The following is a 25,902-nucleotide window of genomic DNA, read 5'->3' as shown; positions in this document are numbered from 1 at the left end:
GCCGGATCAAGGCGCATCCCTCAGGGCGTCCCGCTGCGCCCTGAGGTGATCCATCAGCCGCTCGGTGATCCGTCCCGGGGGACGGCCCGCCGGGTGGATCATCACGGTCTCGATCGGCAGGCGCGGCCGGAAGGGCCGCAGCACGATCGGCAGGCCGACGAGGATCCGCGCGGGCAGCGGATCGACGATGGCGATCCCCAGGCCTTCGGCCACGAGCGCACAGCGCGCGGCCGTGTACTGTGCCGTGAAGGCGATGCGGGGCGTGATCCCCGCGCCTGCGAAGGCCGCCTCGACCCTGTCCTGAAACAGGCCCCGCGCGCCCGCGATCAACGGGGCGTCCGCGAGATCGGCGGGGGTGATCGTCGCCCGACCCGCCAGGACATGCCCGCGGGGCAGTGCGCAGACCGCATCCATCGCCAGGAAGGGTTCGCTGACGATCCCGTCCCGGTCCGGCTGCGGCCGCACGAGGCCGATGTCGCACTGCCCCGATGCCGTCCAGGACCAGATCGTCTCCGGGCCCGGCACATGCACCGCGACATGGATGCCGGGATTGTCCGCGCTCCACGCGCGGATGGCGCGGGGCAGCAGGCCGGCGGCGAGGGAAGGCTGGCAGGCGACGCGCAACGGGCCGGTGCCGAGATCGCGGATCCGGTGCCCGGCCTCGCGCAAGAGGTCGAGCCCGGCATAGCTCCGCTCGACCTCGCGGGCGAAGGCCTCGCCCTCCCGCGTCGGCAGCGCGGCGCCGTGGCCGCGCACGAACAGCGCAAATCCGAGTTCGGCTTCGAGCCCGGCGATGGTGCGGCTGACATGCGGTTGGCCGATACCCAGGGCCGCCGCCGCTCGCGTCATGCCGCCGTAGCGCAGTACGGCGCGGAACAGGTCGAGATGAGCCGGGTTCATCATGCCTCATTCGCATGGAATGCGCCGCCACGGGCATTTGACGGCATGGCCCTCCAATGGTGTCAATGACCCTGCCGTATCCCACCGGCCGTTCGACCGGCCCGCTCCATGACACCGAGGGCCGATGCTCCGTCTCCTGGTTCCCTCTCTTCTCACCGTTGCGTCGGGTGTCAGCATCGTCGTCCAGCAGGTGTTGAACACGCGCCTGCGGGCGGATCTCGGTTCGGCGGCGTGGGCCGGCTTCGTCAGCTACGCCGTGGGCCTTGCCTGCATGACGCTGCTCATCCTGGCGCTGCGCGATCCGCTGCCCTCCGCGAGCGTGGCGGCGCGGGTGCCGTGGTGGGCCTGGAGCGGCGGCGTCTTCGGCGCGCTCTTCATCGGCCTCGCCACCGTCCTCGTGCCGCAGCTCGGCGCTGCGGCCTTCATCGCCCTGCTCGTGGCCGGGCAGATGCTCGCCTCGATTGCCTTCGACCATTTCGGCTGGATGGGGCTCGCCCAGCGCCCTCTCGACGGACCGCGCCTGATCGGCGTCGCCTTGCTGGTCGGCGGCGTGGTCCTGATCCGGCGCTGAAGCGGGTCAGGCGCCGGCGGCGTGCAGCACGATCTCGCGCCGGTGCCCCCGGTCACGGTGCTCGATCAGGTAGATCCCCTGCCACGTGCCGAGCGCGAGGCGTCCGCCCTGCACCGGGACCGTGAGACCCGAATCGGTCAGCATCGTGCGGATATGCGCCGGCATGTCGTCCGGCCCCTCCATGCCGTGGACGTACTGCCCATGGCGGGGCGCGAAACCGTCGAGCGCGGTCATCAGATCGACGCGCACGTCCGGGTCGGCATTCTCCTGGATCGTCAGCGAGGCCGAGGTGTGTCGGCAGAACAGGCTGACGAGGCCGGTGCGGAGGCCGCTCTCGGCGACGAAGGCCGCCACCGCCTCGGTGATGTCGGTGAAGCCCTGGCCGGGGGTGGCGACCGTCACCCGTGCGCTCGCCTGCCGGGTCACATCACCGGCCGAAAACCCCTCGAGCGGCCCGATCTTCCCCGCATGTCTGCCCGCCTGCCTCATTCCGATGCCTCCATCGCCGCCCCCGGCGCGACCTCGCGCTCGCCGCGGGCCAGGATCCGCTCCAGCACCTCGACCCGGTCGGCCTCCGCCGCGGGCTTGTCCCAGCGGATGCGGCTGACACGGGGGAAGCGCATCGCCACGCCGGATTTGTGCCGGGTCGAGCGCTGCACGCCCTCGAAGGCGATCTCCAGCACGAGGCCGGCATCGCGGCCGTAGGCGACCTCGCGCACCGGGCCGAAGCGCTTCGTCGTGTGGTTGCGGACATAGCGGTCGAGCTTCTGCAGCTCGGCGTCGGTGAAGCCGTGATAGGCCTTGCCCACCGGCACCAGCTCCTCGCCCTCCGCGCTCTCGCGCCAGCAGCCGAAGGTGTAGTCCGAGTAGAAGGACGAGCGCTTCCCGTGGCCGCGCTGGGCGTACATCATCACCGCATCGACCACGTAGGGCTCGCGCTTCCACTTCCACCACGGGCCCTTCGGCCGGCCGGGCAGGTAGGGACTGTTGAGCCGCTTGAGCATCACGCCCTCGATGGCGTCGGCATCGGCGCCGGCGCCTGCGGAGGCCGGATCGGCGCGGGCCGCCGCCACGTCGTCCCAGGTCGCGAAGGGGACGAGCGGCGAGAGGTCGATGCGGGCATGGTCGAGCCGCCGCACCAGGGCCTCCAACCGCGGCCGCCGCTCGGCGAAGGGCAGGCCGCGCAGATCCTCGCCCTCGGCCGAGAGCACGTCGTAGGCGCGGACATGGGCGGGGAACTCGTCGAGCAGCTTACCCGTCACCGCCTTCCGGTTGAGCCGCTGCTGCAGCACGTTGAAGCTCTGCACCCGGCCTTCCCGCAGGATCAGCAACTCGCCGTCGATTGCGCCGTCGAAGGTGATCGCCTCGGCGAGATCGGGGAAGGCGTCGGAAATGTCCTCGCCGGTGCGGGAGTAGATCTTTTGGACCTGGCGTCCCTGATTGTCGCGCCCGCCCGCGAGCTGGACGCGGATGCCGTCCCACTTCCACTCGGCCGAGAAGGCTTCGGGCTCGAGCTTGTCGAGGTCTTCGAATTCCTCGACCGGATGGGAGAGCATCGGTGGACGGAAGGGGGCCGGGTTCCGGCTCTCGGGCCGCTCGCCCCGGCCCTCCACCCAGGCGAACAGCTCGGTATAGGGCGGCTTCAGCCCGTGCCAGACCTCCTCCACCGCATCCGCCTCGTGGCCGCCGAGCGCGCCGACCGCGGTCTTGGCGAGCCGGGCCGAGACGCCGACGCGCAGGTTGCCGGTGACGAGCTTGAGGAGCGCCCAGCGCCCGGTCTCGTCGAGGGCGTCGAGCCAGCGCGTGAGATACTGCGGCAGGGCGCGCTTCGGGGTGGTGGCCAGGGTTTCGACCACCTCGGCGAGGGTGGGGACCGATGGGGGCGGGTTGTTGTGGCCGAGGCCGGGGGAACCCTCGCGCGCGGAGGGGGGCGGATCCTGTTCCGGCCCCGGCCAGATCAGCGCCGTCGTCTCCGCGAGATCACCGACGTAGTTGTGCGAGAGCGAGAACAGCACCGGATCGACCCGCTCCTCCACCAGGGCGCGGATCAGGGCCGGCTTGGCCTCGCGGAAGGTCAGCCCGCCGGTCATGGCGGCCAGCGCCCAGCCGCGCTCGGGATCGGGCGTGCCCGCGAAGAAGTCCTGGAGCAGGCGCAGCTTGGCGTTGCGGCGCGGCTCGTAGGCGAGGCGGTCGAGGAGATGGGCGAAGTCGTTCATGCCGACGCCTCCTCCATCTTCGGATCCTGTCCCGGATCGGGCTCGGCTTCGCCGTCATCGCCGTAACCCAGCAGGTGCAGCGGCTTGGCGCGGATCCCTTGCGTGCCGCACCAATGCACCAGCGCATCCTCCTGGCCATGGGTGACCCAGACCTCCTCGGCGCCGGTGTCGCGGATCGTGCGGCACAGGTCCGGCCAGTCGGAATGGTCGGAGATCACCAGTGGCAGCTCGACGCCCTTCTGCCGGGCGCGGGCGCGCACCCGCATCCAGCCCGAGGCGAAGGCGGTGACGGGATCGGGGAATTTCCGCGACCAGAGATCCTGGATCGACGAGGGCGGACACAGCACGATGGCGCCGTGCAGATCCTTCCGGTCCGCGGCCACCACCTTCGGCGTCTCGCCGAGCGGCACGCCCTCGCGCTTGTACAGCTCGGTCAGCTTCTCCATCGCCCCGTGCAGGTGGATCGGCCGGTCCCAGCCCTCTTCCCGCAGCAGCGCCATCACCCGCTGCGCCTTGCCGAGCGCGTAGGCGCCGACGATGTGGGCGCGCTCGGGAAACAGCGTCACCGACTCGATCAGCTTGCGCACTTCGCCCCGCGTATCGGGATGGCGGAAGACCGGCAGGCCGAAGGTCGCCTCGGTGATGAAGACGTCGCAGGGCACGACCTCGAAGGGCAGGCAGGTCGGATCGGGGGCGCGCTTGTAGTCGCCCGAGACGACGATCCGCTGGCCCTCGCGCTCGATGGCGATCTGCGCCGAGCCGAGCACGTGGCCGGCGGGGGCGAAGAACACGGTGACGTCGCCGATGCGCATCCACTCCCCCAGCCGGGCCTCCTGGCGGGATCGGCAGAAATCCTCGCCGTAGCGCACGGCCATGATCCGCAGCGTCTCAGGCGTGGCCAGCACGGTGCTGTGCCCGGCGCGGGCGTGGTCGGCATGGCCGTGGGTGATCAGCGCCCGCTCGACGGGCCGCGTCGGATCGACGTGGAAGCGCCCGAGCGGGCAATACAGGCCCTCGCGGGTCAGGGTGAGGAGATCGGAGGCGCGTTGCGACATCGGCCGGGATATAGGGCGGTTCGTTTCTCATCGCCGCCAACTCACGATGTCACGCCAGCGCTCCTCCGGCGACCTCCTCGCCGACCGCCGCTACGCCTATGCCGAGGCCTGCCTCGCCGAGGACGACCCCGCGGGGGCCGCGGAGATGGCGGAACAGGCGATCGACATCGCCCCGGACTACGCCCCCGCCTGGTTCCTGCTCGGCCGGGCGCGGGAAGTCCTGTTCGGCCGCAGCCGCGACGAGGCGGATCGGCAGGCGGCGCTCGCGGCGTTCGAGCGGGCGCTCGGGCTCGACCCGGAGGATGCGCTGGGCAGCCGCCTGCACCGGGCCGCGCTCGGCGGCGGCGACGCCCTCGCGGCGATCAGCCCGGCCTATGTCCGGGCGCTGTTCGACGGCTACGCCCCGCGCTTCGAGCGGCATCTGGTGGACGAACTCGGCTATCGCGGCCCGGAGATGATGATCGCGGCGCTCGATGCGCTTGGCGCCTGGAATCCGTCTTGTGCGGCGCAACACTTCCCGAACGTGCTCGATCTCGGCTGCGGCACCGGGCTTATGGCCCGTGCACTCGCGGGTCGCGCCGGGCGGCTGGCCGGCTGCGACCTCTCCCCGGCGATGCTGGCGCTCGCCCGCCGCACCGGCCTCTACGCCCGCCTCGCCGAGGCCGACCTCGTCGCTTTCCTCGCCGGTGAGCCGGCGGGTGCCGCCGACCTGATCGTGGCGGCGGACGTCTTTATCTATCTGGGAGATCTGGCTTCGGCGCTGTCCGCCGTCGCCCGCGCGCTGCGGCCCGGTGGGCTCTTCGCCTTCACCGTCCAGTCGCCGGAAGCGGGGGAGCCGGGCATCGTCCTCGGCGAGGACGGACGCTACGCCCACGCCGACACCTACCTGCGCGCGGCGGCCGGGACGGCCGGCCTGGCCATCGCCGAGATGCGCCCGGCGGCGATTCGGCGCCAAAAGAAGTCAGACGTGCCCGGACGGATTCTAATCCTGCACAAACACTTGATCAAAACTGGTGCAATGGACGCAACCGGATAGCCGTAATACCGTTGTGTTGCGGAGCAAAATCAGGGGAACCAATGGCTGACGAGTCGAACAAGTCTTTTCCAGCAAGTCCTGTCACGCGGGTGCCGATCGCGCTGATGTTGGCCGGCATCGCGGGCGCGGCCGATTCGATCGGCTTTCTCGAGTTCTCCCAGCTCTTCATGTCGTTCATGAGCGGCAACACCACGCGCTTCGGCGTGGCCGTCTCCGGCCTCGATTGGGACGGCACGACCCGGTTCGCCAGCGTCATCGCCTTGTTCTGCTTCGGTGCCTGCATCGGCACGTTGATCGCCGCCTGGGCCGGGCGCTTTCGTCTCTCGGTCCTGCTGATCATCCAGGCGGTTCTGTTCGCCATCGGCCTGTTCGCGCCGTTCGGCACCACGGCCTTCCCGCTCCACGCCTATCCGATCGTGCTGGCGCTCGGCATCCAGAACGCGACGCTTCAGGACGAGGCGGGCCGCAGCCTCGCCCTCACCTACGTCACCGGCACGGTGGTGCGCTTCGGCGCGGGCGTGGCCAACCTGATCCTGCACAAGCCGGCGCCCTCGTTCTGGCTTCAGGCGCCGCTCTGGGGCGCGCTGAGCACCGGCGCCGTGGTCGGCGGCTTCCTGCATGGCTGGTACGGCGAGCGGGCCTTCCTGTTCCCGGCCGGCTTCGCGGCTCTCCTGGCACTGGTGTCGCTCGTCATGACGATCCTGCTCAAGGACACGCCCTACGTCTCGGGCGTCGCCGCCCCGCAGCCCGACGCGCATCCGGAGGCGAAGCCGACAGCGACGGTTCCCGCCGCGACGTGAACCGTCACCCGCCCATCATCTAACCCTCATCGCCCGGGCCGCCGCGCAGCCGCTTGACGCTGCTGCGGCGGCTCTTCTCGTCGAGACGCCGCTTCTTCGAGGCGAGCGTCGGCCGGGTGGCGCGTCGCGGCGTCGGCGGCACCGCGGCTTCCGCCACCATCTCTGCCAGCCGCTCGCGGGCATCGGCCCGGTTGCGCTCCTGCGTGCGGAAGCGCTGGGCGGTGATGACGAGCACCCCCTCCCCCGTCAGGCGCCGGCCGGCCAGCCGCATCAGCCGCACCGCCACCGCATCCGGCAGGCTGCGCGAGCGGCGCACGTCGAAGCGGAGCTGCACGGCCGTGGACAGCTTGTTGACGTTCTGCCCGCCCGGACCCGAGGCGCGCACGAAGCTCTCCTCGATCTCGGCCTCGTCGATCTCGATCTGCGGCGTGCAGCGGAGCGCCACGGAACCCGCCCTCCCCGTCCGGAGCCCGCGGGCCTCAGCCCGCCTCGCCCGGCGTGCGGGCGCGCACCGCGAGAGCGTGCAGGCCGCGTTTAAAAGCGTCGTCGAGGAGCCCGTTGACGAGTCTGTGACGCTCGACCCGGCTCTTTCCCTCGAACGCCGCCGAGACGACATCGAGCCGGAAATGGGTCTCCCCCTCCGGCCGGGCGCCGGCATGGCCGGCGTGCAGGTGCGATTCGTCCACGACCTCCAGCGCGGTCGGCGCCAGTTCGGCGTCGAGCCGCCCGGCGATCCAGTCCTTCAGGGTCCCGGTCATCGTTTCCTCGCTGCAGAAGGCGGTGCTTCGGACGTGCTTTGCCGGCACGGTCCCGGTGCATCAGCGTCAACCCCGGAACGACGCATGCGGCATCAGGCCCGACGGCCTTTCCGTCGGCGCGCCCGCCCCTCATAATCGGCCCGTCATGGATCTCAACTCGCCGCTGTTCGACCGCATCCGCATCAAGCCGACCTGTGACGATCCCAAGTCGGGAGCGAAGGCAGGAACGCGGGCCGGTGGGCGCACGGGTGCCGGCGCCGCTGCGGCCACGAACGAGGCCGCCTGCGAGGCGCCCGGCTGCGCCCATCCGGGTCTCTACCGCGCCCCCAAGGGCCGCAAGCAGGAAGGCCAGTACTGGCGCTTCTGCATCGATCACGTGCGCGCCTACAACGCGTCCTACAACTACTTCGACGGCATGAACGACGCCGCGGTCGAGGCCTACCAGAAGGACGCGATGATCGGCCATCGGCCGACTTGGTCGATGGGCGTGAACCCGGCGGCCGGCGGCGAGGGCAAGGGCGAGAAGGGCGGCGCCAAGGGCACGAAGCCCGAGGCCGAGCGCGACTGGGCCTATGCCGACCCGCTCGGCATCCTGCGGGCCAACGGCCTCGGCGGCGGCGCGAACCGGCGGCAGGCGGCGCCGGAGCCGCAGCGCCCGCGCCACTCGGCGGCGGTGCGCAAGGCGCTCGATGTGATGGGCCTGGACGAGAACGCCGACACGGCGGCGATCAAGGCGCAGTACAAGACGCTGGTGAAGCGCTTCCATCCGGACGCCAATGGCGGTGATCGCTCCTTCGAGGATCGCCTGCGCGACATCATCCGTGCCCACGACGTGCTGCGCGCCGCCGGGATGTGCTGACGGGTCGCGCGGTGACGGGTACCGTCGTGGAGCGCCGTCGGGGCGGCCCGGCACGAAGGATGCGTGCCGGGAATGCGCCGGGTGCCGGTCCGTTCGGCGGCGGGTGGGGCAGCAAATGTCCGTGCGCGCCCTATATGCTTCGGATACCGCTTCCTCGCGAAGCCGACTCTACGGATGGATCCTCCGTCTCGCAGAGCCCTCTTTCTGGCTGAGCCCCCTTGGCGATGCCGAGGGGCGGCGATTAAGGAAGACATCCGCCCGCTTACCGACGGGCTGCCCGGCAGGTGAGTTGACGACTTGAATTGCGCGGTCGCGCGGGTTTCCGCACGCACCCGGCCGCCCCGATGAGGTTTCGTATGCTGTCCGACGATAGGCCCGCTTCCCTGCCCGACCGCCAGGTGTCCGTCCGCGAGGTGTTCGGCATCGACCTCGACCTCAAGGTGCCGGCCTTCTCCGAGGTCGATGAGCATGTGCCGGACCTCGATCCGGATTACATCTTCGACCGCGAGACCACGCTCTCGATCCTGGCGGGCTTTGCCCGGAACCGGCGCGTGATGGTCACCGGCTATCACGGCACCGGCAAGTCGACGCATATCGAGCAGGTGGCGGCGCGGCTGAACTGGCCGTGCATCCGGATCAACCTCGACAGCCACGTCTCGCGCATCGACCTCGTCGGCAAGGACGCCATCGTCCTGCAGGACGGCAAGCAGATCACCGCGTTCCAGGACGGCATCCTGCCCTGGGCGCTGCAGAACAACGTCGCCCTCGTCTTCGACGAGTACGATGCCGGCCGTCCCGACGTGATGTTCGTGATCCAGCGCGTGCTGGAGCTGTCCGGCCGCCTGACGCTGCTCGACCAGAAGCGCGTCATCCGCCCGCACCCGGCCTTCCGCCTGTTCGCCACCGCCAACACGGTGGGCCTCGGCGATACGTCGGGCCTCTACCACGGCACCCAGCAGATCAACCAGGGCCAGATGGACCGCTGGTCGATCGTGACCACGCTGAACTACCTGCCGCACGACCGCGAGGTCGACATCGTGCTCTCGAAGTCGCCGCACTACCAGAGCGAGGGCGGGCGCGACACGGTCAACCGGATGGTGCGCGTGGCGGATCTGACCCGCAACGCCTTCATGAACGGCGACCTTTCGACCGTCATGAGCCCGCGCACGGTCATCACCTGGGCCGAGAACGCCGACATCTTCCGCGATATCGGCTTCGCCTTCCGGGTGACCTTCCTCAACAAGTGCGACGAGCTGGAGCGGCCCTTGGTGGCCGAGTTCTACCAGCGCGCCTTCGGCAAGGAGCTGCCCGAGAGCGCGCTCAACGTCGCGCTGAGCTGATCGCGCGTCCGTCTCCGCGCCGACGCGCGGCGGGGACGGTGCTCGCACTCCCGGACTCGAGGCAATCCCCCGGCCGGGCCTTCGAACTCGATCCGGTGGCGTCCGCGAAGATATGGCCCTGACCAACCGCCCCAAGACCGGCGACCGCAAGGAGCCCGGCGCCGAGCCGCTGAAGCGCTCGGTGGCCGGCTGCCTGCGCGCCATCGCCAAGCGGCCGGACATCGAGGTCACCTATGCCAGCGACCGTCCGGCGCTGATCGGCGACAAGGCGAGGCTGCCCGAGCCGACCCGGCGGATCACCGCCGAGGATGCCGCGATCCTGCGCGGCCATTCCGATTCCATGGCGCTGCGCCTCGGCTGCCACGACACGAGCGTCCACCGTCGGCTCGCTCCCGACAACGCCGCGGCGCGGGCGGTCTACGATGCGGTCGAGCAGGCCCGTGTCGAGGCGATCGGCTCACGCCGGCTGGACGGCGTGGCCGCCAACATCACCGCGATGCTGGAGGACCGCTACCATCGCGGCGGCAAGTACGAGAACATCACCGATCGCGCCGATGCGCCGATGGAGGATGCCATCGCGCTGATGGTGCGCGAGCGCCTGACCGGTCAGAAGCCGCCCCCCGCCGCCGCCCGGATCGTCGATCTGTGGCGCGAGCATATCGAGGCGCGCGCCGGCAAGAACCTCGACGGCCTGCTCGGCTCGATCGAGAACCAGCGCAGCTTCGCCCGCTCGGTGCGCGACCTGCTCTCCTCCCTCGACATGGCCGACGAGACGCCCCTCGATCAGGACGACGAGAGCGACGAGGACGAGAACCAAGCCCAGGACGACGAGCAGCAGCCGAGCGAGGGCGAGGCCGAGGAGCAGTCGCAGGGCGACCGCGCCGAGATCGAGGTGACCGACGAGGCCACCGACGAACTCGACGAGGGCGCCACCGAATCCGCCGACGCGCCCTCCGGCGAATTGCCGGAGGAGGCCGAGGACGCGGAATCGGAGGAGGCCTCCGAATCCTGGCGCCCGCCGAGCCAGCGCGGCAACGAGCGCACCGGCCCCGACTACAAGGTCTACAATCCGCGCTTCGACGAGATCGTCGAGGCCGAGGAGCTGTGCGACGCCGAGGAGCTGACGCGCCTGCGCAGCTACCTCGACAAGCAGCTCGCCCATCTCCAGGGCGTGGTCGGCCGCCTCGCCAACCGCCTCCAGCGCCGGCTGCTGGCGCAGCAGAGCCGCGCTTGGGATTTCGATCTGGAAGAGGGACAGCTCGATCCGGCCCGCTTGGTCCGCGTCGTTACCGATCCGTTCCAGCCGCTCTCCTTCAAGCAGGAGAAGGACACCGATTTCCGCGACACTGTGGTCACGCTGCTGCTCGACAATTCCGGTTCGATGCGCGGGCGGCCGATCACCGTCGCGGCGACCTGCGCCGACATCCTCGCCCGCACGCTGGAGCGCTGCGGCGTGAAGGTCGAGATCCTCGGCTTCACCACCCGCGCCTGGAAGGGCGGCCAGTCCCGCGAGGCGTGGCTCGCCAACGGCAAGCCGCCCTCCCCCGGCCGCCTCAACGACCTGCGCCACATCATCTACAAGAGCGCCGACGCCCCCTGGCGGCGGGCGCGAAAGAACCTCGGGCTGATGATGCGCGAGGGCCTGCTGAAGGAGAACATCGACGGCGAGGCGCTGGACTGGGCCCACAAGCGCCTGCTGGCGCGGCCCGAGCAGCGGCGCATCCTGATGGTGATTTCCGACGGTGCGCCGGTCGACGACTCGACCCTCTCGGTCAATCCCGGCAACTATTTGGAGCGTCACCTGCGCTACATGATCGAGGAGATCGAGACGCGCTCGCCGGTCGAGCTGCTCGCCATCGGCATCGGCCACGACGTGACGCGCTACTACCGCCGCGCCGTCACGATCATCGACGCCGAGGAACTCGGCGGCGCGATGACGGAGAAGCTCGCCGAGCTGTTCGAGGAGGATGCCGGCCTGTCCCGCGGCGGCGGAGGGATGCGGCGGGCGGCCGGACGGCGCTGAGGGACAGCGCGCGGTCGGGCGCGATGGGCAATCGTCTCGTGCCGTCCTAGCATCCCGCAGGGTCGGCGCTTTCGAGCGGGGATCGTGCGATGTCGGCTGGTGACGTGCGCGGAGCGCCGCGCTTGCTCCTGAGGATCGAGGGGGCGTCCTTACTTACCTGCGCCCTCGTCGGCTATGCCTGGGTCGGTCAATCCTGGTGGCTGCTGGCAGCCCTCATCCTGCTGCCCGATCTCAGCATGGTCGCTTATCTGGCCGGCCCTCGGATGGGCGCGGCGAGCTACAATGCCGCCCATACCAGTGTCGCGCCCTTCCTCTTACTGGCAGCCTCGGTGGCGCTCGGAAGCTATGCGGTCGCCGGTCTGGCGCTCATCTGGCTGGCCCATATCGGGCTCGACCGCGCCTTGGGGTACGGGCTGAAATACGCCAGCGGCTTCGGTGATACCCATCTCGGTCCGCTCGGGAGAGCGGGAGAAAAGTCCGGCGTGCGGTTTTGCCGGGTCTGACATCCGAGCGGGAGGCCGCTGCATGCCGGGGCGAGGCGGCTACTTCTTGTGATCCGCTGCGTCCGCCTCGATGCGAGCCAGCATCATACGCCCCTCGAAGCCGTCGTAGCCGCCGCTATAGGTGAACCGGTTGAGCGCGAGCTGCTGACGTCTCTCCGAGGTCAACTCGCTTCCGTGATGGGACCGGTGTGAGTTCCTGATCGGCCGCCGCCCCTTCGCGAGTGTCGTGCTGTACGGCTTCGGCATTCAGGCACTCCTTTCGATCCTGCGTTCGAGCCCGGATGTATTTCTCAGATCTAGGGCATGGGGGCCGCTTCGCGACAGTAGCGGCGACAGGGCCCGCCTCAGAACGGACTGACCGGAAAAAACCGTAGATAAAGCTCGGCATATTTCCCGTCGTCCCAGACCCGCTGCAGCGCGTCGTCGAGGGCGCGGGCGAGCGCCGCGTCCTCGGTACGGGTGACGAAGCCGATGCCCTCGCCGAAATAGCGGTTCTCCAAGTAGTCGCCGCCGGAGAAGGCGCAGCAGCCCTCCGCCTCCTGACCGTTCAGCCAGAGCGCGAGACTCAACCCATCGGCGAACAGGTACTCGACCTCGCCGCGCTTGAGCGCGCTCTCGGCGGCCGAGAGGTCGGTGAAGGTCTTGCGCGTCGTGCTGGGAAAGAACGCCTTCAGGTAGGCCTCGTGGGCGCTGGCCTCCACGACGCCGACGCTGCGCGCCGCGAGACTGGTCGCCGAGGGCGCCGGCAGGCTGCGGTCCTTGCGGGCGACGAAGCGGGCCGGCCAGCGGAAATAGGGGCGGGTCGCCAGGAAGCGGGTGCGCAGGCCCGCGGTCAGGGGCACGGCGGCGGCCACCACGTCGCCCTGCTTGTCGGCGAGCGCGTCGAGCAGCGTGTCGAACCGGCGGGCCTGCACCGTGCAGGTGATCGTCAGCCGCTCGCAGACCGCGCGGGCGAGCTCCACCGCAAAGCCGGTCGGCGTGCCGTCGGGGCCCGCGAAATGCAGCGGCGGAAACTCGTCGTCGGTCATGAACCGCACGGCCCGTCCCGTCTGCGGCGCCTCGATGCGCTCGCCGCGGGCCCGCGGATTCCAGAAATTCGGAATGGCGACGGAGGGGTCGGGCACCGACGCTTGTTGCGCCTGTGCAACGCTGGTTAACAAAAGGTAAAACATCAGCCCGAAGAGCTGCTGCATCCGACGACGGACGGTTGACGCTTTGGTTGTGGCGCTGGCGAAATACACGCCATCGGAGAGGTTCTGGCCCATGCTTCTCCCTAGCACGGCACGGGCTCGCAGGGAGCCGCTCCCCTGTCCGATCTCGACCGCCGCCGCCGCAGCCGGGCGGCTCCGCTCCCGCCGGAAATCGGTTTCCTCGCCACCGAAGGCGTGTCCCTCGAGACGCTGGGCCGGGCTGCGACCATCGCTCGCCGCTGCGGCACCGACGCGGCCACCGCTCTCCTCAACGAAGGCCTCGTCTCCGAGGAGGTGTTCTACCGTGCGCTTGCGCGCCGACTCGAAACATCCTTCCTCCAAGGGACTTTGAGGCTCGCAGAGGGCGTGTCGCACGCGCGCTGCTTCGCCGCCGATGCCGCACCGCTGGCTTGCGGCGAGGCGCCCGAACGCATCGTGGCCGCGCCGCGCGGGATTGCTGTGGCCGGCTTGATCGCGGCTTCGGCGCGGCTGGCGCTGCCGCCGGCGATCACAACGCCCACCGCCCTGCGGCAAGCGCTGTTTGCCCGGCACGGAGCCGCCATCGCCGAGGATGCCTCCGAGGCCTTGCGGCGTCGGCGTCCCGAATGGTCCTGCCGGCCGGGACCTCAGGCCATCGATCTCGCGCTGGTCGGGATCGGTCTCGCCCTCGTCATCCTGCTGAGCCGCTTGCCGACGATGTCGGGCTTCCTTCTGTTCGCGTTCGTTCAGGGTCTGATGCTCGCCCTGCTCACATTCCGGCTCGCTGCGGCGGCGATGGGAGCCACCGAGATGATGAGGCGGGAGGTCTCCCCAACCCGATCCGTGCTCCTGACCGACGAGGCCCTGCCGACCTACACGATCCTCGTCGCGCTCTATCGGGAGGCGAAAGTGGTGCCGCGGTTGCTCGGTGCGCTGCGTCGGCTCGACTACCCGGCGGCCAAGCTCGACATCAAGTTCCTGCTGGAGGCCGACGACCGCGAAACCGCGGCCGCGTTCCAGGCTGCCTCCCTCCCCGCCCGCTTCGAGATCGTCACCGTGCCGAAGGGGATGCCGCGCACCAAGCCGCGGGCGCTGAACGCAGCCCTGCCGCTCGCCCGCGGCGAGCACCTCGTGGTCTACGATGCGGAAGACGTGATCTCGCCCGAACAACTGCGCCTCGCCGCGACGATGTTCGCCTCTGCGCCGGTCTCGACCGCCTGCCTCCAGGGTCGCCTCGTGATCGACAATCACGGTGACGGCTGGCTGCCGCGCCTGTTCGCGATCGAGTACGCGGCCCTGTTCGACGTGATCGGCCCGGCCCTGTCCGCATGGCGGATGCCGACGCCGCTCGGTGGCACCTCGACGCATTTCCGCACCCGCGTCCTGCGCGAACTCCATGGATGGGATGCCTGGAACGTCACCGAGGATGCCGATCTCGGTCTGCGCATGGCGCGCGCCGGATATCATGTCGGCGACCTGCCGAGCTCGACCTTCGAAGAGGCGCTCGCCGACCCGCGCAAATGGCTGCGTCAGCGCACACGCTGGATGAAGGGCTTCCTGCAGACGAGCTTCACCCACGGGCGGCGTCCGCTCGACCTCTACCGTCGTCTCGGCGCGGCGGAGAGCCTGTGCGTGCTGGCGCTTCTGCCCGGCACGGTCGTCTCGGCTCTGTTCTATCCCTTCATGCTGCTCGGCGGCCTCGCCGAACTGGTCTACGCCGTCGAAGACGAGGACAGCCTCACCGTCGTCAAACGGGCGGCGTCCACGACGGTGTTTCTCGCCGGGCTGGCGGCGATGTGTCTGCCCGGCCTTGTCGGCTGCCTTCGGCGAGGGTGGTTCGACCTCGTGCCGCTCGTGCTGCTGCTGCCGGCCTACTTCCTCCTCGGCAGCCTCGCGGCGTGGCTCGCCGTGTTCGAACTGGCCCGGCATCCGCACCGCTGGAACAAGACCGAGCACGGGCTGGCCCGCACCTCCCGCACCGGCGCGCTGGGACGGCGTCAGGCTCGGCCCGTCAGATCCGCTTCGACAGTTCGGCCGCCGTCTCCGCTGCCGGTCGGTTCAGGTTGACCGCACCGACGAAGCCGTTGCGGGCGTCCATCAGGTAGACGAGCGCCGTGTGTTCCATCGTGTAGTCGCCGCCCTGGCTCGGCACCTTCTTGGCGTAGGCGCGGAAGGTCTTGACCGCGGCCGCCACCTGCTCCGGACTGCCGGTGAGGCCGACGATGCGCGGATCGAAGCTCGACAGGTAGGTCTTGAGCGAGTCGGGTGTGTCGCGTTCGGGATCGACGCTGACGAAGGCGACCTTCAGCGCGTCCGCCTTGGGGCCGAGCGCCGCCAGCACGTCGCTGATCTGCTGCAGCGTGGTCGGGCAGACATCGGGGCAGTGGGTGAAGCCGAAGAACATCAGGTAGGGTTTGCCGGCGAAATCGCGCTCGGTCACCGTCGCCCCATCCTGGTTCACCAGGGTGAAGGGCCCGCCGATGCTGCTCGGGCCGCTCTGCGGATGCTGCGGCACCAGCGTCATCACCAGAGCGACGGAGATCACCACGAGGCCGGCGACGAAGGCGGCGAGCGGCAGGAGAACGCTGCGGGACGGACGCATGGAGCCCTCGAAGGCGTGACGGTCGAAGCGGCCGATCGAGGCGAGGCGGCCGCGTGAGAGTTGGCCCCCGCGCCATCGGCCGGGAGGGGGCGCCTGCAATGTCGGGGCGCGGCCCGTCACATCACAGAGCCGGGGCGTGGGGCAAGTCCGCACGGCGCGGCAAGGCGTCGGGAGGCTTTCCGTCAGGATGGCTTTCCGTCAGGAGGCTTCGGCCCGGATCCCCATCCCCTGCTCCGCGCTGCGAGCATTGTGGCGGCGCACGGCCTCGCCGACCATCAGGAGGGCCGGCCCTTCCAGCTCCGACGCCTCGATGCGGTCGGCGAGGTCGGCGGCGGTGCCGGCTACGGTCGCCTGCTTCGCGCGGGTGGCGTTGAACACGACGAGGGCCGGCGTCTCCGGGGCCAGCCCCTCGGCGACGGCCCGCTCCAGCAGGGCGCGCAGCGTGCGCTTGGGCATGTAGACCACCGTGGTGACGCTCTTGTCAGCCAGCGCTCCCCAGTTCAGATCCTCGGGCAGGGCTCCGCGGCGGTCGTGGCCGGTGACGAATTGCAGGCGCCGGGCCGCGTCGCGGTGGGTCAGCGACACGCCGAGAGAGGCCGCCGCGCCCTGCGCCGCGCTGACGCCGGGGACGATGGTGCAGGGAATGCCTGCCGCCTCGCAGGCCTCGATCTCCTCGCCGGCCCGGCCGAAGACCAGCGGATCACCGGATTTCAGGCGCACCACCTGCTTGCCGCTCTTGGCGAGCGAGACCATCAGCGCGTTGATGTCGTCCTGGCGGCATGAGGGGCCGTGGCCGGTCTTGCCGACCAGCATGGTCCGGGCCTCGCGCCGGGCGTAGTCGAGGATTTCGGGCGCGACGAGGTCGTCGTAGAGGATCACATCGGCGTTGCGCAGGGCCCGCAGCGCCTTGAGCGTCAGCAGCTCGGCGTCGCCCGGACCGGCGCCGACGAGCGTCACCGCGCCGCCCAGGGGCAGCGCCTCGGCCTGCCCCATCAGGTCGGTGAGGTCGGCCTCCGTCGGCGTACGGTCCGGCTCGGCGAAGGCGCGGTCGGTGAAGCGCTCCCAGAAGCCGCGACGCTCGGAGAAGCCGTGGAAGCGGGCCGAGACCGCCTCGCGCCAATCGCGGGCGGCGGCGACCCAGTGCTTGAAGCCGCGGGGCAGCATCGCCTCGATGCGCGCCCGCACCGTCTGCCCGAAGACCGGGGCGGCGCCCTCGGTCGAGATGCCGACGACCAGCGGCGAGCGGTTGACGATGGCGCCGAACTTCACGTCGCACAGATGCGGCCGGTCGACGGCGTTGACGATGGCGCCGGCCGCGCGCGCCGCGGCGACGAAGGCGACGCAATCGTCCTCGTCCTCCATGGCACCGATGGCGAAGGCCGCGCCTTGCAGATCCTCCGGTGTCCAGCGCCGCTCGTGCAGGGTCACAGAGCCGGCGGCGATCTCGGCCGGTACGCCGCGCAACTCGTCGCTCGGCTCTTCGGCGTAGACATCGACCCGGGCGCCAGCGGCGGCGAGCAGCTTCACCTTCCAGGGAGCGCCGCCGTTGGAGCCGGCGAGCACCGCGCGCTTGTCCTGGAGCGGCACGAAGACGGGCAGCACCGCCAGCGGCTCGAGGCCGGCGCGGGTTTCGCGGGGTTGGCGGGGCGTGCTCATGGGCTTCGTGTGCGACTCGTTTCAAGACTCCACCCCGCCTCCCTCATTCCGAGGTGCCGGAGCGAAGCGGAGACCTCGGACGAAAGGTCTCCAGATACCGCCATGTCCTCTGGACTCATCCATCGAGGCTGCTTCGCAGCACCTCAGGATGAGGGCGAGGGTGAGGCGCAGAAACGGAAAGGTGCCCCTACGCGGCGCTGCGCGCAAGCGTCGGCGACAGCAGCTTACGGATCTCGGGGATGCACGAGCCGCAATTCGTCCCCGCCTTGCAGGCCGCACCCACGGCCTCGACCGAGCCGGCTCCGGCTGCGATGGCGGCGTTGATGACGTCGAGCCCGACGCCGTGGCAGGCGCAGACCACCGGCCCGGCCGAGGCCGTCGCCGCCCGGCCGGAGAGCAGGGCGCGCCGATCGATCGCTTCGATGTCGGGGCTGGCGAAGATACCCTTGGCGATCTCCCAGTCCGGCCGCCGGTCGCCCGGCGCCACGCTGAGCGCGGCGACGAGCCGGTCCTCGCGATAGACGGCGCAGCGGTAGAGGCCGCGGGCGTGATCGACGTATTCCGCCAGTTCGTGGCCGGGGAACATCCCGCGGATCGCCAGGGCCATCTCCCGCGAGCCCTCCCCCGTGGCAAACAGCAGGCCGGAGCCGCCGGAGACCGTCGCCCGCGCCCACCACCAGCCGGCGGGGGCGGCATGGGCCTCCCGCGTCAGCAGGTAGCCGCGGGAGCGGTAGGCCACGGCCTCGACCGAGGCGGGTGTCGCCTTCAGTTCGGGCTGGCCCGAGACCGGATCGGTGATGCCGCGGGCGAGTGCCGCGGCACGCCCGTCCGAGGCGGTCATGTCGCTCCAGTGCATCGGCACGAAGACGGAACCCGGCAGGACGCCGTCCGTCACCGTCACTTCGAGGATCGCTTGGCCGAGATCGGTGGTGACGCGGGCAAATCCGCCGTCGCTCAGGCCGAAACGCGTCGCGTCGTCGGGATGGACCTCGACGAAGGGTACGGCGCGGTGCGCCGAGAGGCGCTGGCTTTTGCCGGTGCGGGTCATCGTGTGCCAGTGGTCGCGAATGCGGCCGGTGTTGAGCACGAGCGGACGCGCCTCGGTCACGGGCTGGGCGAGCGCCGGCGGCTGCACCGCAACGAAGCGCGCCCGTTGATCGAAGGTGTAGAAACGCCCGTCGGAGAAGAGCCGGGCACGGCCCTTGCGCGCGTCGGGACCGCGCTTGGGCACCGGCCATTGCAGCGGCAGATGCGCGTCGTAGGCGAGCGCGCTCATCTCGGCGAGGCCGCCGAGGTCGAAGTCGCGGGTGCCCTCGTTCTCGAAAGCCGAGAGGGCGGCGTGCTCGCGGAAGATCTCGGCCGCCGAGCGATAGGCGAAGGCCTCGCCGTGGCCGAGGCGGCGGGCGACGTCGCACAGGATCGCCCAATCGGCCCGCGCCTCGCCCGGCGCCTTCAGGAAGGCGCGCTGGCGCGAGATGCGGCGCTCGGAATTGGTCACCGTGCCGTCCTTCTCGCCCCAGGCGAGGGCCGGCAGCAGCACGGTCTTCTTCGCGGTGGCGCGGGCGCTGTCGCTGGTCGCGACCGCCTCCGAGACGACGTAGAGGTCGAGCCCCTCGATCGCCTTGCGGATCTGGTCGGCGCGCGGCATCGAGACGAGCGGGTTGGTGCCGATCACCCAGAGCGCCTTGATCTTCCCCCGCTCGATTGCCTCGAACAGCGCGACCGCCTTCATGCCCTCGCCGGTGATGATGTTGGGCGCCTTCCAGAAGCGGCGGACCCGGTCCACCTCCTCGGGGGCGAAGTGCATGTGGGCGGCCAGCATGTTGGCCAAGCCCCCGACCTCGCGCCCGCCCATGGCGTTGGGCTGGCCGGTGAGCGAGAGCGGGCCCATGCCGGGCCGGCCGATCCGCCCGGTGGCGAGGTGGCAGTTGATGATGGCGTTGCCCTTGTCGGTGCCCTGCGCCGACTGGTTCACCCCCTGGCTGAAGCCGGTGACGACCCGCTTCGTCCGCGCGAACAGGTCGAAGAAGGCCTGCACCTCGGCCTCCGCGAGGCCGGTGGCGCGGGCGGTGGCGGCGACGTCCGGCGCGATCTGGCGGGCGCGCTCCAAGGCGCCCTCGAAGCCGGCGGTGTGCTCCTCGATGAAGCGCAGGTCGAGCTTGGCCGTGCCGGCCAGATGCACCAGCAGGCCGGAGAACAGGGCGGTGTCGGTACCGGGCTGAAGCCCGAGATGGAGGTCCGCCTCCTCGCCGGTCTGGGTGCGGCGGGGATCGATGGTGACGATCTTGGTGCCGCGGCTTTTGCGGGCATCCATCATCCGCCGGAACAGGATCGGGTGGCACCACGCGGCGTTGGAACCGACGAGCACGATCAGGTCGGCCTCGTCGAGATCCTCGTAGCAGCCGGGCACCGTGTCGGAGCCGAAGGCGCGGCGATGGGCGGCGACCGCCGAGGACATGCACAGCCGCGAGTTGGTGTCGACGTGGGGCGTGCCCAGGAAGCCCTTCGCCAGCTTGTTGGCGACGTAGTAATCCTCGGTCAGGATCTGCCCCGAGAGATAGAAGGCGATCGAATCCGGCCCGTGCTGCTCGGCGATGCGCCGGAGGCCGCCGGCCACGGCGCCGAGCGCGCCCTCCCAGGTCACGGTCTTCCCGTCCACCCTCGGCGAGAGCAGCCGATCGCCCAGATCGACGGTCTCGCCCAGTGCCGAGCCCTTGGAGCAGAGGCGGCCGAAATTCGCCGGATGCTCGGGATCGCCCGCGATCGCGACACCGCCCTGCCCGTCCGGTGTAGCGAGCACGCCGCAGCCGACGCCGCAATAGGGGCACGTCGTCTTCACCGCGGGGGCGGCGAGATCGGAGGCGGGCTGAGACATCGCGAATCCTCGGCGGATTTTTCCGTCGTTCTGACGTTTCGCCGAGGGGTCGCAAAAGTCGGGCCGACCACGCCGGCGCCACCTGAGGGGGGCCGAAAGGCCAAGTCGTTCCGAGAGGTTCGGGCGGGCTTCGTCTGCTATCGTCGGGCGAAGTGTCCCTCCGCGTGGACATCCGCTGCCGCAGCTTCAGATAAGGACAAGAGACCGATCAGGGAGACGATACCATGAGCGAGCCCGCGAGCCCTTTGGCCGAGGCCGTCGAACCCGTCACCGCCGAGCAGGCGGACAATGCCGGGACGCCCCTGCGGGTCACCGCGACGCCGGCGGCGCTGGAACTGATCGAGGAACTGAAGGCCGAGTACGGCCCGGTGATGTTCCACCAGTCCGGCGGCTGCTGCGACGGCTCCTCGCCGATGTGCTATCCGGTCGGCGACTTTGTCACCGGCGACGGCGACGTGCATCTCGGCCGGGTCGGCGGGGCGGATTTCTTCATCTCGCGCTCGCAGTTCGAGGTCTGGAAGCACACCCACATCATGCTCGACGTGGTGCCCGGCCGCGGCGGCATGTTCTCCCTGGAGAACGGCCGCGAGAAGCGCTTCCACATCCGCTCGCGGCTGTTCACCAGCGCCGAGAACGCGGCGCTGTCGGGCGCCTGCCGGCTCTGACACTCGCGTCCGCTCAGCGCAGGCCGATCTCGGTACGGCCGTCCTGCGCGGCGAGGCTCAGGCTGGTCTCGCCCGCCGCATCGAGCGGGGCGAGGCGCGCCGATGGGCTGCGGAGGGCGCCCGTCGTCTCGCCGCTGAAGCGACCGTCGAGGAGGCCGGGACGGCTGCGACCGTCGGCGGTGACCACCTGCCACGTCAGGATGCGCTCGTCCGCCTCGCCCTCCCGGTGCGGCAGCAGCGCGGCATAGGACTGGCGCAGGCCGTCCTCCGTAACGAAGGTGCAGGCCGCGACCCGCGCCGTGCCGATGACGAGGCTGAGATCGGTGCGCGTGCGGCAGGTCAGCGTTCCGGCCGCCCGGCCTTCCCCCGCGGCATCGGTGGTGCGCGCGTCGGCTGCGGTGGCGAGGAGGGTGGCGGCGAGAACGGCGAGGACGGTGCGCATGGTAACGGCTCCGTGAGGATCGATCCGCCTCCCCGGGGAAGCGTTGCCGTTAACCATGATCGGTCCGCATTGCCGGCCGATGTTGTGGCGATGCCCGATTGTTTCGTCGGGCACCGCGAGGACGCAATGGACGGCTGAGCTTAAGCCTCGCGACGAAGCGCATGGACCGAGAACAGCCCGTCGGCGTCGGTCCAGGCCTCGACCGATGCCCAGCCGGCGCGGGCCGCGAGCGCCCGGAAGCCGTCGAGGGTGTACTTGTAGCTGTTCTCGGTGTGGATCGACTCGCCCTCACGGAAGCTGAAGCTGCGCCCGGCGACGCGCACCGTCTGCGCCCGGCGGCTGACGAGATGCATCTCGATGCGCGAGGCGGCCTCGTTGAAGACCGCCCGGTGCGCGAAGCTGTCCGGGTCGATCGCGCCGTCGAGTTCCCGGTTGATGCGGTGGAGGAGGTTCAGGTTGAACGCCGCCGTGACGCCGGCCGCGTCGTCGTAGGCTGCCTCCAGCACCGCCCGGTCCTTCACCAGATCGACGCCGAGCACGAGCGTCGCGCCGGTCCCGAGGATACGGCCGAACACGTCGAGGAGGCGGGCCGCCTCGTTGGGCTCGAAATTGCCGATGGTCGAGCCGGGAAAGAAGCCGGCGAGCGCCCGGTCACCGTAGCCCGGCGGTAGGGCGAAGGGCCGGGTGAAGTCGGCGACCACCGGCTCGACCGCGAGCCCGGGGAAGTCGCCGCGCAGCGTCTCGGCCTGCTCGCGCAGGAACTCGCCCGAGACGTCGACGGGAAGATAGGCCGACAGGCCCGGCAGGTGCCGCAGCAGGCGCCGCAGCTTGGCGGTCGAGCCGCTGCCGAACTCGACGAGTGCTGCGCCCTCCGGCAACAGGGCGGCGATGGCCGGACCCCGCGCGTCGAGGATGCCGAGCTCGGTCCGGGTCGGGTAGTATTCCGGCAGGACGGTGATCTCTTCGAACAGGGCGGAGCCGGCCGCGTCGTAGAAGTACTTGGCCGGCAAGGCCTTCGGGCTCGCGCCGAGCCCGTCCCAGACATCGGCCAGGAACAGGCCGTTCTCGGTGATCGGGGCGGCGGGGCTGGAATCCGTCAGGCGGGGATCGATCGTCAAAGGCTTTCTCCGGAGCGGCGGATGATCGGGAACGGGACGAGCGATCAGGCCCGCGCGTCGGCGAGGCGCAGGCCGGTGAACTGCCAGCGCTGGTGCGGATAGAAGAAGTTGCGGTAGCCGACCCGGGCATGCCCCTCCGGCGTGGCGACCGAGGAGCCGCGCAGCACGTACTGGCTCGACATGAACTTGCCGTTGTATTCGCCGAGTGCCCCGGCCACCGGCCGGTAGCCCGGATAGGGGCCGTAGGCGCTGCGGGTCCATTGCCAGACGAGGCCGAAGGCATCGTCGATCAGGCCGTCGCGGGCAGCGACCTCCCACTCGGCCTCCGTCGGCAGGTCGCGGCCGGCCCAGCGGGCATAGGCATCGGCCTCGTAGTAGCTGACATGAGTGACGGGCGCGGCCGGATCGACGGCCCGGCGGCCGGCCAGCGACATCATCGACCAATGATCGGCCTCACGGCGCCAGTAGCCCGGTGCCTCCCAGCCCTCGCGCTGGACGCAGAGCCAGCCCTCGTTGAGCCACAGCTCGGGCCGGGCGTAGCCGCCATCCGCCATGAAGCCGAGCCAGTCGCGGTTCGTCACGAGGCCGCGGTCGAGGGTGGTTCCGAGCATCAGGACGTCGTGGCGCGGGCTCTCGTTGTCGAAGGCGAAGCCCTGGCCCGCATGGCCGATCTGGGTGATGCCTCTTTCGAGGGCAGCCTTGCCCGAGGCTGCCTGCGCCTTGGGCATCGACCAGCCGGCCTCATAGACCGGATCGAGCGGGTTCTGTGCGAAGGCGTGGAGGATGTCGGTGAACATCAACTCCTGATGCTGCTGCTCGTGGTAGAGCCCGATCTCAAGGATCGGCAGCGCCCGCTCCAGTGCCTCGGCTGAGGTCTCGCGCAGCCACACCGTCACCGCGCGATCGACATGGGCGCGGTAGGCCGCGGTCTCCGCAGCGGTCGGCCGGGTGATCATCCCGCGCATGAAGCGCGGCTGCCGCGGGCCGGCCTGCACGTAGTAGGAATTGAACAGGTAGTGCAGGCGCTCGTCGTAGATGGCGTAGCCCGGCAGGTGCTCGCGCAGCAGGAACTGCTCGAAGAACCACGTCGTGTGCGCCCTGTGCCACTTGGTCGGGCTCGCATCCTCCATCGACTGGATCTGCTGATCCTCCGGCGAGAGCGGGGCGGCGCGCCGCTCGGTCTCGTCGCGCACGGTTCGGAAGGCCGCGATCCAGGCGTCGCGGTTGATCGGGCGGGCTTCGAGCGGGGGCGGCGGGAAGGCCGCGCCGCTCTCAGGATGGGTGAGAATTGCTGCGCCGGCTGCCATTGCTGGAATCTCTTCCTCGGTTTCGTGCCGGAAATAGATGCCGAATGCTGTATGACAACGCTGGAACCCGTTAAGCTGTTCGTCGCACCCCTTGTCGCACCCGCCTCGAAGCGCGGCCTTTTTGCAGCCGCAGTGAGGTGTCCTTAACCGTCCGCGCCGGACACTCGCGCCCCGACTTTCGAGGACGCGCGAGCCCAGGGCGGCGGTCATGCGGATCGATCTGATGGCAGGGGCGACCCTTTCGGCCACGATGCCGGCGCAGAACGCGCAGCCGGTCATTCTCGTCTTCGATTCCGGCCTCGGCGGCCTCACCGTGCTGGAGCAGGTGCGCCGCGCCCGGCCGGATGCGGCCTACGTCTACGCGGCGGACGACGCAGCCTTTCCCTACGGCGCCCTCACCGAGGCGCGGCTGGTGTCGCGGGTGATCGCGGTGATGGAGCGGCTGCTGGCCTGCCACGCCCCCGACCTCGTGGTGATCGCCTGCAACACGGCCTCGACCCTGGTGCTGCCGGCCCTGCGCCAGCGCTTCGTCACGCCCTTCGTCGGCGTGGTGCCGCCGATCAAGCCGGCTGCCGCGCTCACGCGCTCCCGCCTCATCTCCCTGCTCGCGACCCCCGGCACGGTGGCGCGGGCCTACACCCACGATCTCGTGCGGAACTTCGCGGCACATTGCGCCGTGACCCTGGTGGGCTCCAAGAACCTCGCGGGCTACGCCGAGGCCGAGATGGCGGGCGAGCCGGTATCGGACGCCGCACTCCTGGCCGAGATCGCGCCCTGCTTCGTGGAGCAGGCGGATGGCCGACGCACCGATGTCGTGTGCCTCTCCTGCACCCACTACCCGCTGCTGCTGCCCCGCTTCGAGCGCCTCGCGCCCTGGCCGGTCACGTGGATCGATCCGGCCCCCGCCATCGCCCGTCGCGTGATCCAGCTTCTCGGCGAGTTGCCGGCGCAGGCCCCGGAAGCGCCGCCTGCCCGAGCCGTGTTCACCGGAGGGGCCGGGCTCACCCCGGCACTCGGCCGCTCGCTGGAGCGGCGGGGTCTCACCGAGACGATGGTGGAGGCGATGCCGCTGGCGGTGGGTTGAGCCGGGCCCTCAGCCCCCGTCCCGCCGAGCGAGTTCCTCCGGCACCAGCGTCGCCGCATCCTGCCGAGCCAGGATCTCGGCGAGACCCACCGGCGAGAAATCCCAGGCATCGACGCCGACATCGCAGGAGCGGGTGGTGTCGGGCAGCGTCGCGTGGGTGTGGCCATAGAGATGCCGGGTCTCGCGCCACAGGCCGGGCCAGGCGCGGTGGGCGTAATGCGCGAGGAACAACCGCCAGGTCCGCCCCGCCGCGTCCTGCACCGAGATCCGGGCGCTCTCCACCGGCGGCTCGGCCCAGGGCAGATCGAGCACGCGGTTGCTGTCGTGGTTGCCCCGCACCAGCCGTTTGATGCCGTTCAGCCGATCGAACACGGCGGCACAATGCTCGCGGCTCGCATGAGCCGCGAAATCGCCGAGATGCCACACCTCGTCCGCGGCGCCGATCCGCGCGTTCCAGCGCGCGATCAAGGCCGCGTCGTGCGCCTCCACCGAGGCGAAGGCCTGCCGCCGTCGTTCGACGAGGTGGGTGTCGCCGAAATGGGTATCGGCGATGAAGAACGTGGCCATAGGCACTTCACGCATACGTGATACAAACCGTTCGCCCAGGGAGGGATGACGGCTCCGGTTCGTTTCGGAGGTGGCGCCGTGCAGGCTGGCAACAAGCCGCCGCGTCGATGCGGTCCAAAAACAACAAATGGTAGGATAATGGCAAATCGGCTGCCGGCTAAGATTGGATTGGCCACGGATACGGGCGGATTAAATCCGATTTTGCAGAATTTTTCCGAGGACTCGTGACCGATTGTCGCCGTGGTCGCTCGGCTGACCTGCACGGACGTGCTAGCGCGGATCTCATGCCGGTCTGGACCAAAATCCTCATTGTCGTCGCGATTGCCGTGCTCCTGACGGCGTGGGGATGGATGCTG

The 25,902-nt window shown here is 70.3% G+C and carries 25 protein-coding genes; 10 read left to right on the top strand and 15 right to left on the bottom strand.

Translation table 11 applies throughout. From position 1 onward, the window contains the following. Positions 1 to 6: 6 nt before the first annotated feature. Positions 7 to 903, bottom strand: a complete 897-nt coding sequence (locus HNR51_RS10580; RefSeq protein ID WP_182554896.1) for a LysR family transcriptional regulator — start codon at positions 901 to 903, stop codon at positions 7 to 9. Positions 904 to 1,024: 121 nt separating this feature from the next. On the opposite strand from HNR51_RS10580, the gene HNR51_RS10575 reads away from it, so the two are divergent. Then, positions 1,025 to 1,471 (top strand): DMT family transporter, encoded by a 447-nt coding sequence (locus tag HNR51_RS10575; protein ID WP_182554895.1) that lies wholly within the window; start codon positions 1,025 to 1,027, stop codon positions 1,469 to 1,471. 6 nt (positions 1,472 to 1,477) lie between these two features. Here HNR51_RS10575 and HNR51_RS10570 read toward each other — a convergent pair whose 3' ends face one another. Genes HNR51_RS10570 through HNR51_RS10560 form a run of 3 tightly spaced genes read right to left on the bottom strand, consistent with a single transcriptional unit; the run spans position 1,478 to position 4,742 of the window. Then, a complete protein-coding gene (locus HNR51_RS10570; RefSeq protein ID WP_182554894.1) occupies positions 1,478 to 1,960 on the bottom strand; it encodes a secondary thiamine-phosphate synthase enzyme YjbQ in 483 nt (160 codons plus the stop codon). Beyond that, entirely contained in the window at positions 1,957 to 3,687 is a 1,731-nt protein-coding gene (locus HNR51_RS10565) for a cisplatin damage response ATP-dependent DNA ligase (protein WP_182554893.1), read from the bottom strand. Before HNR51_RS10565 ends, HNR51_RS10570 begins: the two co-directional genes overlap by 4 nt. After that, positions 3,684 to 4,742, bottom strand: a complete 1,059-nt coding sequence (locus HNR51_RS10560; protein ID WP_182554892.1) for a ligase-associated DNA damage response exonuclease — start codon at positions 4,740 to 4,742, stop codon at positions 3,684 to 3,686. The genes HNR51_RS10565 and HNR51_RS10560 overlap by 4 nt, the downstream gene beginning before the upstream one ends. 46 nt (positions 4,743 to 4,788) lie before the next feature. Here HNR51_RS10560 and HNR51_RS10555 point away from each other — a divergent pair, with 46 nt between their 5' ends. Further along, on the top strand, positions 4,789 to 5,778 hold the full coding sequence (locus tag HNR51_RS10555; RefSeq protein WP_182554891.1) for a class I SAM-dependent DNA methyltransferase: 990 nt from the start codon (positions 4,789 to 4,791) through the stop codon (positions 5,776 to 5,778). Positions 5,779 to 5,819: 41 nt separating this feature from the next. Then, positions 5,820 to 6,578, top strand: a complete 759-nt coding sequence (locus HNR51_RS10550; protein WP_012455297.1) for a YoaK family protein — start codon at positions 5,820 to 5,822, stop codon at positions 6,576 to 6,578. Positions 6,579 to 6,597: 19 nt separating this feature from the next. Here the strand turns inward: HNR51_RS10550 and arfB are convergent, their stop codons facing one another. Together arfB and HNR51_RS10540 are read right to left on the bottom strand one after the other, a co-directional pair. Continuing rightward, entirely contained in the window at positions 6,598 to 7,023 is a 426-nt protein-coding gene (gene arfB, locus HNR51_RS10545) for an alternative ribosome rescue aminoacyl-tRNA hydrolase ArfB (protein ID WP_012455296.1), read from the bottom strand. A gap of 34 nt (positions 7,024 to 7,057) precedes the next feature. Further along, the gene (locus tag HNR51_RS10540; protein WP_012455295.1) at positions 7,058 to 7,336 is read right to left on the bottom strand and encodes a BolA family protein; all 279 of its coding nucleotides are present in this window, start codon (positions 7,334 to 7,336) and stop codon (positions 7,058 to 7,060) included. A 145-nt stretch (positions 7,337 to 7,481) separates the two neighbouring features. On the opposite strand from HNR51_RS10540, the gene HNR51_RS10535 reads away from it, so the two are divergent. The 4 genes from HNR51_RS10535 to HNR51_RS10520 all read left to right on the top strand — a co-directional run bounded on the left by HNR51_RS10535 (position 7,482) and on the right by HNR51_RS10520 (position 12,061). Continuing rightward, positions 7,482 to 8,195: a J domain-containing protein gene (locus HNR51_RS10535; RefSeq protein ID WP_012455294.1), complete on the top strand. Its 714-nt coding sequence runs from the start codon at positions 7,482 to 7,484 to the stop codon at positions 8,193 to 8,195. A gap of 356 nt (positions 8,196 to 8,551) precedes the next feature. After that, positions 8,552 to 9,535 (top strand): cobaltochelatase subunit CobS, encoded by a 984-nt coding sequence (cobS, locus tag HNR51_RS10530; protein ID WP_012455293.1) that lies wholly within the window; start codon positions 8,552 to 8,554, stop codon positions 9,533 to 9,535. A gap of 112 nt (positions 9,536 to 9,647) precedes the next feature. After that, positions 9,648 to 11,558: a cobaltochelatase subunit CobT gene (gene cobT / locus HNR51_RS10525; protein ID WP_012455292.1), complete on the top strand. Its 1,911-nt coding sequence runs from the start codon at positions 9,648 to 9,650 to the stop codon at positions 11,556 to 11,558. An 89-nt stretch (positions 11,559 to 11,647) separates the two neighbouring features. Next, positions 11,648 to 12,061, top strand: coding sequence for a DUF4260 domain-containing protein (locus HNR51_RS10520; RefSeq protein WP_182554890.1), 414 nt, complete (start codon positions 11,648 to 11,650; stop codon positions 12,059 to 12,061). A gap of 39 nt (positions 12,062 to 12,100) precedes the next feature. On the opposite strand, the gene HNR51_RS26690 is transcribed toward HNR51_RS10520, so the two are convergent. Further along, positions 12,101 to 12,226 carry a hypothetical protein gene (locus HNR51_RS26690; protein ID WP_276508063.1) on the bottom strand — a complete coding sequence of 42 codons (126 nt, stop codon included), beginning with the start codon at positions 12,224 to 12,226 and terminating at the stop codon, positions 12,101 to 12,103. Between the two features lie 179 nt (positions 12,227 to 12,405). Next, a complete protein-coding gene (locus HNR51_RS10510) occupies positions 12,406 to 13,233 on the bottom strand; it encodes a transporter substrate-binding domain-containing protein (RefSeq protein WP_373325230.1) in 828 nt (275 codons plus the stop codon). A 213-nt stretch (positions 13,234 to 13,446) separates the two neighbouring features. On the opposite strand from HNR51_RS10510, the gene HNR51_RS10505 reads away from it, so the two are divergent. Further along, complete coding sequence (locus tag HNR51_RS10505; RefSeq protein WP_182554888.1) at positions 13,447 to 15,297, top strand: glycosyltransferase family 2 protein; 1,851 nt, start codon at positions 13,447 to 13,449, stop codon at positions 15,295 to 15,297. Here HNR51_RS10505 and HNR51_RS10500 read toward each other — a convergent pair. From HNR51_RS10500 to HNR51_RS10490, 3 genes are all read right to left on the bottom strand, one after another. Further along, complete coding sequence (locus HNR51_RS10500) at positions 15,242 to 15,832, bottom strand: SCO family protein (RefSeq protein ID WP_012455287.1); 591 nt, start codon at positions 15,830 to 15,832, stop codon at positions 15,242 to 15,244. The two genes, HNR51_RS10505 and HNR51_RS10500, sit on opposite strands and share 56 nt — an antisense overlap. Positions 15,833 to 16,030: 198 nt before the next feature. Further along, positions 16,031 to 17,488: a siroheme synthase CysG gene (cysG, locus tag HNR51_RS10495; RefSeq protein ID WP_182554887.1), complete on the bottom strand. Its 1,458-nt coding sequence runs from the start codon at positions 17,486 to 17,488 to the stop codon at positions 16,031 to 16,033. Positions 17,489 to 17,675: 187 nt separating this feature from the next. After that, positions 17,676 to 20,363 carry a nitrate reductase gene (locus HNR51_RS10490; protein ID WP_182554886.1) on the bottom strand — a complete coding sequence of 896 codons (2,688 nt, stop codon included), beginning with the start codon at positions 20,361 to 20,363 and terminating at the stop codon, positions 17,676 to 17,678. Between the two features lie 224 nt (positions 20,364 to 20,587). On the opposite strand from HNR51_RS10490, the gene HNR51_RS10485 reads away from it, so the two are divergent. After that, a complete protein-coding gene (locus tag HNR51_RS10485) occupies positions 20,588 to 21,028 on the top strand; it encodes a DUF779 domain-containing protein (protein WP_012455284.1) in 441 nt (146 codons plus the stop codon). A 13-nt stretch (positions 21,029 to 21,041) separates the two neighbouring features. On the opposite strand, the gene HNR51_RS10480 is transcribed toward HNR51_RS10485, so the two are convergent. The 3 genes from HNR51_RS10480 to egtB all read right to left on the bottom strand — a co-directional run bounded on the left by HNR51_RS10480 (position 21,042) and on the right by egtB (position 23,895). Further along, positions 21,042 to 21,470: a DUF992 domain-containing protein gene (locus tag HNR51_RS10480; RefSeq protein ID WP_182554885.1), complete on the bottom strand. Its 429-nt coding sequence runs from the start codon at positions 21,468 to 21,470 to the stop codon at positions 21,042 to 21,044. A 140-nt stretch (positions 21,471 to 21,610) separates the two neighbouring features. Then, on the bottom strand, positions 21,611 to 22,588 hold the full coding sequence (egtD, locus tag HNR51_RS10475) for an L-histidine N(alpha)-methyltransferase (RefSeq protein ID WP_182554884.1): 978 nt from the start codon (positions 22,586 to 22,588) through the stop codon (positions 21,611 to 21,613). Positions 22,589 to 22,632: 44 nt separating this feature from the next. Next, positions 22,633 to 23,895, bottom strand: coding sequence for an ergothioneine biosynthesis protein EgtB (egtB, locus tag HNR51_RS10470; RefSeq protein WP_182554883.1), 1,263 nt, complete (start codon positions 23,893 to 23,895; stop codon positions 22,633 to 22,635). Between the two features lie 208 nt (positions 23,896 to 24,103). On the opposite strand from egtB, the gene murI reads away from it, so the two are divergent. Beyond that, entirely contained in the window at positions 24,104 to 24,979 is an 876-nt protein-coding gene (gene murI / locus HNR51_RS10465; RefSeq protein WP_182554882.1) for a glutamate racemase, read from the top strand. A 9-nt stretch (positions 24,980 to 24,988) separates the two neighbouring features. Here murI and HNR51_RS10460 read toward each other — a convergent pair whose 3' ends face one another. Next, the gene (locus HNR51_RS10460; protein ID WP_182554881.1) at positions 24,989 to 25,546 is read right to left on the bottom strand and encodes a metallophosphoesterase family protein; all 558 of its coding nucleotides are present in this window, start codon (positions 25,544 to 25,546) and stop codon (positions 24,989 to 24,991) included. Positions 25,547 to 25,902: the final 356 nt, after the last annotated feature.

The sequence above is a fragment of the Methylorubrum thiocyanatum genome (assembly GCA_014138645.1).
Taxonomy (GTDB): domain Bacteria; phylum Pseudomonadota; class Alphaproteobacteria; order Rhizobiales; family Beijerinckiaceae; genus Methylobacterium; species Methylobacterium thiocyanatum.
This window is presented reverse-complemented; position numbering and strand designations above follow the sequence as displayed.